The sequence below is a fragment of the Endothiovibrio diazotrophicus genome, from assembly GCF_054657215.1.
Genome location: NZ_BAAHXB010000353.1, coordinates 1 through 296 on the forward strand (window position 1 = coordinate 1; position 296 = coordinate 296).

Consider the following 296-nt stretch of genomic DNA (forward strand, 5'->3'; position numbering starts at 1 on the left):
CCCACCACGGTGACCTCGGCGACCACGCCGACCACCGTCACGTCCGCGACGACACCCACTACGGTGACGTCTGCGACGACGCCCACCACGGTGACCTCGGCAACTACCCCGACCACCGTCACGTCCGCGACGACGCCCACCACGGTGACCTCGGCGACTACCCCGACCACCGTCACGTCCGCGACGACGCCCACCACGGCGACTTCGGCGACCACGCCGACGACGGTGACGTCTGCGACGACGCCCACTACCGTGACCTCGGCAACTACCCCGACCACCGTCACGTCCGCGACGAC

At 70.6% G+C, this 296-nt stretch carries 1 pseudogene; it reads left to right on the forward strand.

The annotated features are described in order from the left end of the window. A pseudogene (locus tag ACYQ2W_RS26785) lies at positions 1-296 on the forward strand (TolC family protein); the annotation flags it as partial.